The following is a 9,525-nucleotide window of genomic DNA, read 5'->3' as shown; positions in this document are numbered from 1 at the left end:
CCACAGCCCTTCTTTTTTTTACAAGCTAGAGCCTATGTTGCTTCGCGGCCTAAGCGCTTTGTACGGAAGCCGACTCTTGAGCGGTGCCGTCGGTTGCCACGGGATATACGCTTACACGGCGCCGTTTTCGGTCGCCTTCAAACTTGACGATGCCGTCGGTAAGCGCAAAAAGCGTATAATCGCTGCCCATTCCAACGTTCTTACCAGGGTGGAGCTTGGTACCTCTCTGGCGTACGAGCACGAAGCCGGCGCGTACAAACTCGCCTCCAAACTCTTTCACGCCGAGCCGCTTAGAATGACTATCGCGGCCGTTGCGGGAGCTTCCCACACCTTTTTTATGAGCCATGGTCGTAAATCTCCTTTGTCACGCCGAATTCATTCTACGTGAATAGCATCTACTCGCAAAATGGTCTGTTGTTGGCGGTGTCCGTAGCGGCGCCGCTCGTTCTTTTTCGGCTTATAGGTCAACCCCTTGATCTTCTTGCCCTTGGTCTGCTCAAGGATGGTAGCGGTGACCTTGGCCCCTTCTACCAAAGGATTGCCAATTTTCAAATTGTCGTCGGTCTGCACAAGCAAAACTTCCGACAGCTCGATGGAGGTTTGAGGTTCACCAGGAAGTTTTTCTACCACGAGCCGATCGCCTGCCGACACGCGATACTGTTTTCCGCCGGTTTTTATGATGGCATACATGGGTATCCGAATCTCCGAATTGAGCTTGTTGTCAAGCATGAGAAGAGGCGGAAGCCGAGCGCCTCCGCCCTAAATCCCGCTTAGTGTACTCTAAAGAGGGCTAGACTGTCAAGTCAGGTAATGGTTACTGAGCTGGCCCAAGCCCGTCCATAAGCCCCCAAATAACCTGAGAATCGCGCAGCCACTTGGCATGTCCGTCGGCAAAGCCCACAATATCGCCCTGCGCATGGCGCGCCTGATTGTCGTATTGTGGCTGAGCCGTGTAAGTGCCGTTATCGTTTAGGTAGGCACCGCAAGGGTTTGTGTTGCAGTTGGGATAGGCCACACGTGAAAGCACGTAGTTGGCCGACTGCGGGTTGTTGGTGCGATCGGGAAGGAAGTTGCCGGTAAGCGCGATCACGCAGTCCCCAATCAGCAGCGTTTGCGCCACCTGCTGTAGAGCGGCCTGGGAGCACCCGCTCGAGTTGGGGCTGCCGCACAGAGACCCCATAGAGATAGGCTCGCTCATCCCGTAGTTCACCTGAGCGTTGACCAAGCCCGCGTTGATCCCGACAGTGGTCAGATCGGTCGCCTTTGTCCATCCCCAAAGTTGGTTTTGTGTGATGGTGCTGTGGTCGGAGGCATCGGGGCAGGTGTAGATGTTGGCATTTTTATCGTAGGGGTAGATCGCGTTAAACCAGATCGACTCGAAATGTTGACAGGCCACATTGCCAAGCGGGCCATTACAGGCCACCGAATCGGCATAGCTCCAGAACGGAAAGTCCTCGTCGTAGTCCTGGGTATACATCAGCATCGCGGTGGTGAGCTGTTTGATGTTGGAGGTGCAGCTGGCTTGTCGTGCCTTCTCGCGGGCCTGCGCAAACACGGGGAACAGAATAGCTGCAAGTATCGCAATAATCGCGATAACAACTAGCAGCTCAATTAATGTGAAAGCGGTTTTTTGTTTCATAGAACTGTTTTTCCTCCTAGTTACTAGAAGCGTTTTTGAGTTTTTACTCTCTCTTAGCAAAGACGCTTCCGAGTTACATATAACAAATTTTGTTCGATGTTCTACGAGAATTTAGTGTCTCTTCTCGCATACCACAACTATTTAACAGGTTTGATCAGGCAAAATGTTCCCAATCTACAAAAATTTCTGTCTCTTAAAAGCGCCAAAAGGTGTCCTGATGCGTGGCCAAAGGGATCATATGATCTGGATCAATGACCATATACTGGGGCTTAACTGTCGTCTTTAGGATAAAAAATGTGCTTTTCTGATCGATTTCTATCTTCTTTCTGTAAACGTCATGATTCAACATTGTCAACTGAACTGGCAAATGAAGGTGATAGATCGGGTCTTTTTGGACAATATAGCCTGTCACCTCATAGCCATCTGCTCTGCTTAAGAGCCGTACATCCTGCAATTGCAGCACCGGTAGGCCGGCTCGGTAAAGCCATTCTTGAAAGAACACTGCATAGTTCCTTCCTGTTATACGATTTACTGCGCGCTGAAAATCGCTCCACTCCGCCGGCTTACCGGCTGTGCGCTCCGCTAAAAACGCGCGAAGGCAAGCCAGCATGGTAGGCAAGCCCAACTCTTCCTCAAGTACCCTCAAAACCATGCTCCCTTTCGTGTAGCCGATATCGCACTGCACGGGGTCAGTGGTATCAAAGACGGAGGCCACAGGGTACATCTGAAATCGCTCTTCTCCTGTGGTTTGAAGAGAGGTGTCGTTGGGCAATGTAACCGCTTGAGGGCCGCCGATCCGCTGAAAGAGGAGGGCGGAGTAGTCGGCAAACGCCTCGTCCCACATAGAGTGTAGATAGGTGCACGGCTGAAGGCCGCCCCACCAGGTATGCGCTAGCTCGTGGGGCAGCAGATCGAGGAGGGTGCCGTGCTCAAATGTAGCGAATGAATAGGCCTCTAAGGCTCCGTCAAACGGTCCGTCGGTTTCGACCACCGTGTACTGATGGTAGGGAAACGGTGCAAAGTGATCGCTGTAGAAAAAGAGCACCTGCTGCAAGAGGTTCAGCGCTCGTTGTGCTAGGGACGCATCGTCGTCGAGCAGATAGACTGCCAATCGAAGGCCCTGCACCGTTCGCGTATAGACATGGTAGCGCCCCATATCCACCGTTAGATAACAAACAGGAATGGGGTTATAAAAGGTGAGCGTTGTGGATCCGTCGGGATGATGGATGGTGGACTGCAGATCGCCTGTGGAGATGGGCGTCCAAGCGGGAGGGGCAGTGACCTGAACGGTAGAGGTGGCCGGTAGGCGAGCAATTTGCGGGTACCAATAGGAATCGATCACAGCCTCGTTTGGCAACACATAGTCGCCATCTTGATGGTCGGGAGCACCCGCATAGGCGATGTCCATGGTGAAAGGAGGCATATGAGGAGGAATAAAGGCGACAACGCTTCCTGCCCGATGAAAGGGAACGGGCATACCCTCTATGGAGAAACGGGTAATGGTGTAGTCGGGGGAGAGGCGAAATAGGCAGTAGGGGCGTGGCTTAGGGAAGATAGCTTGCACGCTTGCTCGGTCGCTAAAAAGCACGGAGTGTGTTTTGGGCTGAAGGCGTACAGTGAGTTGATGATTGCAGATTTGGTATCCTCCTGAATCGTCCTCCTTCACTTCAGGCCCGATCTTCCAACCCTGGGGCGTTTCTATCAGCGCATGGACATGATCTCCATCGCTCTGGCAGGTGTGCCAGCAGGAGAAGACAATGAAGGACGGCATGGACTGCCGATTCGGCAGGGTAAGAAGCTGTACATTCCACGTTCTTGTAGGGCCGCGATTGAGCCAAGGAAGTATTTTGGCTGGTGAACCGTCGGTATAAGCTTGTAGGAACGCGATCTGATGGGTCTGGATAGCCCGCTGGACGAACGTTATCCACTGCGAGGTAGGCGCTGCACACGTCCGAGAGGCGAGCTGGAGACAGAGAGCAACAATCAGGAGGGGAGCAAACGGCTGTGCGCCACGGATTTTCTCTCCATACCGAGCGATGAGATGTCGAATCGGTTGCATAAAGTTCTATCTAAAAGGGTATGCTGTGCATAGTGTACCTTTTAGACTGCAGAGACGGCTTAAAGTTTCGATGAGCCGGTGCTGAGGTGTGCCGTCGTTTTGAAGAGAGGAGAAGCCAATGAGACTGGAGAGTTGGCCTCGTTGTCCGGAGGCCGCCTCGCTATGCGAAGGCCTTCTGGAGCGCTTTTTGCATGAGAATTCGATGGTGCAGGAGATGGCCCATCGTTTCCATGCTTACGCGGGGGTTCGGTTGGCGAACCTGATAGATCATTGGGTGGTGCCGCGTTCGATCCTCAGCGTTGAGGAGTTAGAGCGGGTAGGCATGATAGAGACGGATGTGGAGGGTGAGCCGGTATGGCAACATCCCCAAGCGCGTTTGCCCCGATTTCGGGTTGGCGCGCGATGGCGCTTGACCATTGCTGTGGAGTCTCTGGAGCTCTTTCTGCGTCAAAACCGTTGGGAGCCGGAGCGCGTAGAGGGTGATTTTGACTCGGCCTATCAGGAGGCGGTAGGTACGTTGCCGCAGGGCGAGCTTGCGGTGGTGGTGCGAAAGGGCTACACCGGGTTTCGCCCTGGGCGGCTTACGGAAGAGATGCGTGTGATATTAGAGGATGCCCGTGAGCGTTGGCGGGTGCGGCGCCGTGATAAAGAGGCGATTATGGAGGCTCAGCAGCTGGCCGAAGAGCTGGTGAGTGTGTTGGGGGCGGGGCGTGCAGCCGACGAGTTTTTTGCCATAGAGCGTGAATACTACATGACACGCAACCGGGCAGCGCGTTGGCAGTATACTCGCCAGCAAGAGCTTGGGCTGGGCTGGGCGAACCACGACCACCATACCTATCGCTCGTCTCGAGAGAGTTTTGCCGATCTAATGCAGCTGTGGAGCACATTTGGCTTTCAGTTTCGGGAGCGATTCTACGCAGGGGCTGAGGCCGGCTGGGGCGCCCAGGTTCTGGAACATCCCGAGAGCCGTGTGGTGATTTTTTCGGATGTTGACCTCTCACCGGAAGAGCTCTTTGTGGATTTCGCCGAGCAGCCGCTGAGGCCAAACGAGAGCCTTGGTACCATTGGGCTATGGTGCGCGCTGCACGGCGACAGCATCGGCACCGCGGGAATGCATCATCTTGAAGCGGAATACGACTGGGCGCAGGTGCGGGCTTTATTAATAGAAAACGGCTTTGGAGTGATGAAACCTTTTACCGACCTACCCATGTTGAAGCAGGCCTTCACTGAGCCGGAGATGTGGCCTGTGGACGAGGAGCGCTGCGCGCGTTTGCTGCAGAGTGGGCAGATAACCGCGGAGCAGGCCGAGCGTTTCCGCAGACAGGGCGCTGCCGGAAGCCATTTGGAGATACTGCAGCGCTGGGAGGGCTATAAAGGTTTTAATCAGGCCGGAGTGAGCGCCATAATTCGTGAGACGGATGCCCGCAAGCTCGTTTAGTGAGGACAACCACCATGTATGACGGAAGAACCAACTATATTGCAGGGCGGTGGCGTGCTGCAAGCAATGGCGCCACCTTTCCTTCCCTCAATCCCGCCAACACCGAGCAGATGATTGGTATCTTTGCCCGTTCGGGGGCAGAGGACGTGCGCCAGGCCGTAGAGGCTGCCGAACAGGCCTATCCCCAATGGTCGCGGGTACCCAAACCGGAGCGAGCGGCACTGTTACTGCGAATGGGGCGGCTGTTAGAGCAGAACAAAGAGGAGCTAGCACGCCTCATGGTATTGGAGATGGGCAAGGTATTAGAAGAGGCCCAGGGCGATGTGCAGGAGGCCATTGACATGGCCTACTACATGGCTGGCTTTGGGCGGATGCCCGACGGCTATGTGGTGCCAAGCGAGCGAACCGACATCTACTGTGCCGCGCGGCGGGTACCGGTAGGCGTGGTGGGCGTGATCACCCCGTGGAACTTTCCCATTGCCATTCCCTCTTGGAAGATTTTTCCCGCCCTACTTGCGGGAAATACGGTCGTGTTTAAACCGTCGGAGGAGACTCCTGGGCTTGCCTGTCGTTTTGTGGAGCTATTGGTCGAGGCTGGCTTGCCCAACGGAGTTCTCAATCTAGTAACGGGCTACGGTTCGGAGGCCGGCACAGCTCTGGTAGAGGCAAGCGGAGTACGGGTTATCTCATTCACCGGCTCGACTGCGGTGGGAAAACAGATCGCAGCGCGTTGTGGCGAGCAGATGAAACGAGTTAGCTGTGAGCTAGGCGGCAAGAACGCTATTCTGGTTTTGGACGATGCCGACCTGGAGTTAGCTTGTAAAGGAGCGTTATGGGGTGCCTTCGCCACCTCGGGTCAGCGCTGTACCGCAGCAAGTCGCATTCTGGTTCAGCGGAATATCAAGACGCGCTTTCTGCAAGCCTTTGTCGAAAGAGCTGCTGGCTTGCACGTGGGGTTTGGGCTTGACCCTCAAGTGGAGGTGGGCCCCGTGATCAATCGGCAACAGCTGCGGCGCGTTCACGAGTATGTGGCGATCGGGCAGCAGGAGGGAGCGAGGGTGGTTACGGGCGGATCCGTATTGACGGAGGGAGACTATGCGAAGGGTTGCTATTATGCCCCCACTGTTTTCGATGGGGCGACCCCGCAGATGCGCATTGCCCAAGAGGAGATTTTCGGGCCGGTGACCGCCATTATCGAAGTAAGCGACCTCGAAGAGGCTCTTGCCGCCGCCAACGCCACGGCCTACGGATTATCGCTTTCTATCTACACAACCGATGTACGCAAGGCCTTTCGGGCTATGGAGCAGTTGGAGGCCGGCCTCGTCTACGTGAATCTGCCCACAAGCGGTGCGGAGATTCAACTGCCTTTTGGGGGAATGAAGCACACGGGAAACGGCTCACGCGAGGCAGGGTGGGTGGCTATGGACTACTGCACGGAGTGGAAGTCGGTGTACGTCAACTACAGTCAAGCCAGCGAGTTAGTGCGGGCACAAATTGACACGGCCGGCAAAGCGAGCCATCCGGTCGAAAGGCAATAGACAGTCAAAGAAGGGCGACCCATTGGGTCGCCCTACCAGCCCCTCTGGAGGGGTTAAACGTTGAGCAGCTCTTTGCCCGGCTTCCAGTCGGAGGGGCAGAGGCCACCGGTTTGGAGGGCCTGAAGCACGCGGAGCGTCTCATCGGTGCTGCGCCCGATGTTGAGGTTATTGATGACGGCATATTGGAGAATACCGTCGGGGTCAATGATGAAAAGCCCTCTCAGCGCCACACCCTCCTCTTCAACGAGTACGCCGTAGTCTCGTGAAACCTCTTTAGTGATGTCGGAGGCAAGAGGAAAGTTGATTTTGCCGATGCCGTGTTGTTCTCGCGGGGTATTCATCCAGGCGAGATGAGAGTAGACCGAGTCGGTGGAGACTCCGAGGATGTCGGCATCAAGCTCGGCGAACTCGTCGTAACGGTCTGAGAGCGCGGTGATCTCGGTGGGGCACACAAAGGTGAAATCGAGAGGGTAAAAGAAGAGGATCAGCCATTTGCCTCGATAGTCTTTGAGGCTTACTTTGCTTCCCACGGTTTTGGGGGTATCGGTTGCTCTTGCGATGGGCATGGTAAAATCGGGAGCGGGTTTACCTACTTTTGCATAGGCCATGGTACAGTCTCCTCTGAATTTTTTATGTTTGCAATGGCAGACTAGGCTATAATTAGCATACCTGAACACAGAATGGTTTTGTCAAATTTTGCTTGCGGGAAATCCCTAAAAACTGCATAGGGATTTCCCTCATAAAAAAAGGGGCGTTTGACCGATGTCAAATCAGAGCAGGATAGCGGATAATAGAGCCATGAAGCAACAAGAAACCAGCGATGGAGACGGTAGGAGCCTTTAGGCACGCATGGCACCAGTAACCATTTTGTTAGCAGATACCGACCCCGTTGTGCGCAAGTGTCTGCGCTATGCCGTCGAAGCGAGCGGTCAGGAAATTAAAGTGATGTGGGAGGCCCAGGACGGGTTTGAAGCGCTTCACAAGATACAGCAGTTCAAGCCGGATTTGGCAGTTGTGGATTATATGCTGCCCCGCATGAACGGGCTGGAACTGGCGCGATGTTTACGAAATCATGGGTTACAGACCCGCATTCTGGTGATGGGAACTTTCGAGGCGCAGCAACAGGCTGTCCTCGATGCCGGGGCCGACGGTTTCGTTACCAAGAGTAGCGGCTGTGAGGCCATTAAGGCCGCTGTTCATCGGCTGGTCGTTCTTCCCACGCGTCCATCGGAGGTGATCGGATGAACAGTAGCCATGGTGTCCTCTCACCGGTTTTTGAGAGGGCGGAGCTGGCGGAAAGCCAGAACAAGCCAATAGAACACCCAACAGGTGAGGAAGGGGAGGCTAAAGGAGTGACAATGACAACAGCACCCACTAGTCCGAGTGCCCGACGTGAGTTCGAGCGTCTCTATCAGCGCAGCCATCGCCGCGCCTACAACTTGGCCTATCGGTTAACGGGCAATTCCGCGGATGCCGAGGATGTAACACAGGACGCTTACGTGCGCGCATGGAACAACTTTGACAACTACGATTCAAGCCGTTCCTTCGAGAGCTGGCTCTTTCGCATCATTACCAATCGCGCCATTGACTTGCGTCGTCGTCAGAAGCGCGTGCCCATCTACTCTCTCGATGCGCCCGTTGCGTCGGATGACGATGGGCAGACGATGGTTCACGAGTTTCCGGCGCCTAACTCAAACCCAGAAGAGCTTGTGGTGGGGCCGATCATGGAAGAGCGCCTACAGCAGGCGCTTGCCGCCCTTCCCGAAGATTATCGCACGGCTATCCTGCTGTGCGACGTGGAGGAGAAGTCGTATCAAGAGATCGCAGAGATCATGGGCTGTGCGATCGGTACGGTCCGTTCCCGCATCCATCGTGCCCGCGTGATGATGCGGCGATACCTGGAAGAGGGCAGCGTTCCGCGTACGCGCCGTTCGCGGTTAAGCCGTGTGAAGGCAACGGCCGCTGCAGAGTAGCAACATTAGAGTGTTACAGGGCGGGCCTAAACCCGCCCTGCAGCCGTAAGGTCCCCAACATACGAAGGCTAGCCGTAGTGGGGACGAACCACATAAGGAAGAGGGTCCGGCACACCCGCCACCTCAAAACCCCGCAGCCGCAGCGCACAACTATCGCAGGTTCCACAAGCAACCTCTTCATTACGATAGCAGCTCCACGTTAGATGAAAGGGGGCGCCTAGTTCAAGCCCGCGCTGCACGATCTGCGCTTTGGTGAGGCCGATGATCGGAGTTTCAACACGAATATCCCCACAAGCAGTACCAAGCCGGATGAGTTCGTTAAAGGCGGCGTAGTACTCCGGACGGCAATCGGGGTAGCCACTGCTATCTTCATAAACGGCGCCGATGTAGATGCGCTTCGCCCCACAAACCTCCGCCCACGAAACGGCGATGCTGAGAAAATGGGCGTTGCGAAAGGGCACGTAAGAGGTTGGAATGCCTGGATTGTCTAAATCGGCCTCGGAGACGGGAATAGAGGGGTCGGTGAGGCTGCTGCCTCCGATTTGACTTAGATGGGCAATGGAACACACAAGGCGCCGTTCCGCAGGAACCCCATAAAAGTCGGCAATATCATGAAAGGCCTTAAGCTCCCGCTTCTCGGTGCGCTGACCGTAGTTCACATGGAGAAAATGGAGCTCTTCCGCCTCATGCTCCTTTCGAGCGATGGCGGCAGTGACGCACGAATCCATTCCACCTGAAACGAGGACAACCGCTTTCACCTTAGATCTCCTTGTGCTCTGAGCAAAACACGTTGGCACCGACTCCACAGAGTCGGTGAGGATTGAAACGATATACGCTTCTATCAGGCAGTTAGTTGCGCCGCTCTTTCGACCTAGGTG

General features: G+C 55.2%; 10 protein-coding genes. 4 read left to right on the top strand and 6 right to left on the bottom strand.

Annotated features, from left to right (window positions below; genetic code table 11):
* Positions 1-49: 49 nt before the first annotated feature.
* The 4 genes from rpmA to CCALI_RS05065 form a co-directional block, all read right to left on the bottom strand.
* The gene (gene rpmA, locus CCALI_RS05080; protein ID WP_016482404.1) at positions 50-346 is read right to left on the bottom strand and encodes a 50S ribosomal protein L27; all 297 of its coding nucleotides are present in this window, start codon (positions 344-346) and stop codon (positions 50-52) included.
* A gap of 29 nt (positions 347-375) precedes the next feature.
* Positions 376-690 carry a 50S ribosomal protein L21 gene (gene rplU, locus CCALI_RS05075; RefSeq protein ID WP_016482403.1) on the bottom strand — a complete coding sequence of 105 codons (315 nt, stop codon included), beginning with the start codon at positions 688-690 and terminating at the stop codon, positions 376-378.
* 124 nt (positions 691-814) lie between these two features.
* The gene (locus CCALI_RS05070; protein WP_016482402.1) at positions 815-1,639 is read right to left on the bottom strand and encodes a DUF1559 family PulG-like putative transporter; all 825 of its coding nucleotides are present in this window, start codon (positions 1,637-1,639) and stop codon (positions 815-817) included.
* Between the two features lie 193 nt (positions 1,640-1,832).
* Positions 1,833-3,698 carry a M1 family metallopeptidase gene (locus CCALI_RS05065; RefSeq protein ID WP_016482401.1) on the bottom strand — a complete coding sequence of 622 codons (1,866 nt, stop codon included), beginning with the start codon at positions 3,696-3,698 and terminating at the stop codon, positions 1,833-1,835.
* Positions 3,699-3,816: 118 nt separating this feature from the next.
* Between CCALI_RS05065 and CCALI_RS05060 the strand changes: the two genes are divergently transcribed.
* Entirely contained in the window at positions 3,817-5,136 is a 1,320-nt protein-coding gene (locus CCALI_RS05060) for a hypothetical protein (protein ID WP_016482400.1), read from the top strand.
* A 14-nt stretch (positions 5,137-5,150) separates the two neighbouring features.
* Entirely contained in the window at positions 5,151-6,674 is a 1,524-nt protein-coding gene (locus CCALI_RS05055) for an aldehyde dehydrogenase family protein (protein WP_016482399.1), read from the top strand.
* 53 nt (positions 6,675-6,727) lie between these two features.
* Here CCALI_RS05055 and CCALI_RS05050 read toward each other — a convergent pair whose 3' ends face one another.
* Complete coding sequence (locus tag CCALI_RS05050; protein WP_016482398.1) at positions 6,728-7,282, bottom strand: peroxiredoxin; 555 nt, start codon at positions 7,280-7,282, stop codon at positions 6,728-6,730.
* Between the two features lie 241 nt (positions 7,283-7,523).
* Between CCALI_RS05050 and CCALI_RS05045 the strand changes: the two genes are divergently transcribed.
* Positions 7,524-7,919, top strand: a complete 396-nt coding sequence (locus tag CCALI_RS05045) for a response regulator (protein ID WP_016482397.1) — start codon at positions 7,524-7,526, stop codon at positions 7,917-7,919.
* Positions 7,916-8,647 (top strand): sigma-70 family RNA polymerase sigma factor, encoded by a 732-nt coding sequence (locus tag CCALI_RS05040; RefSeq protein WP_016482396.1) that lies wholly within the window; start codon positions 7,916-7,918, stop codon positions 8,645-8,647. The genes CCALI_RS05045 and CCALI_RS05040 overlap by 4 nt, the downstream gene beginning before the upstream one ends.
* Before the next feature lie 68 nt (positions 8,648-8,715).
* Here the strand turns inward: CCALI_RS05040 and queC are convergent, their stop codons facing one another.
* On the bottom strand, positions 8,716-9,405 hold the full coding sequence (gene queC, locus CCALI_RS05035) for a 7-cyano-7-deazaguanine synthase QueC (RefSeq protein ID WP_016482395.1): 690 nt from the start codon (positions 9,403-9,405) through the stop codon (positions 8,716-8,718).
* Positions 9,406-9,525: the final 120 nt, after the last annotated feature.

The sequence above is a fragment of the Chthonomonas calidirosea T49 genome (assembly GCF_000427095.1).
Lineage (GTDB): Bacteria > Armatimonadota > Chthonomonadetes > Chthonomonadales > Chthonomonadaceae > Chthonomonas > Chthonomonas calidirosea.
This window is presented reverse-complemented; position numbering and strand designations above follow the sequence as displayed.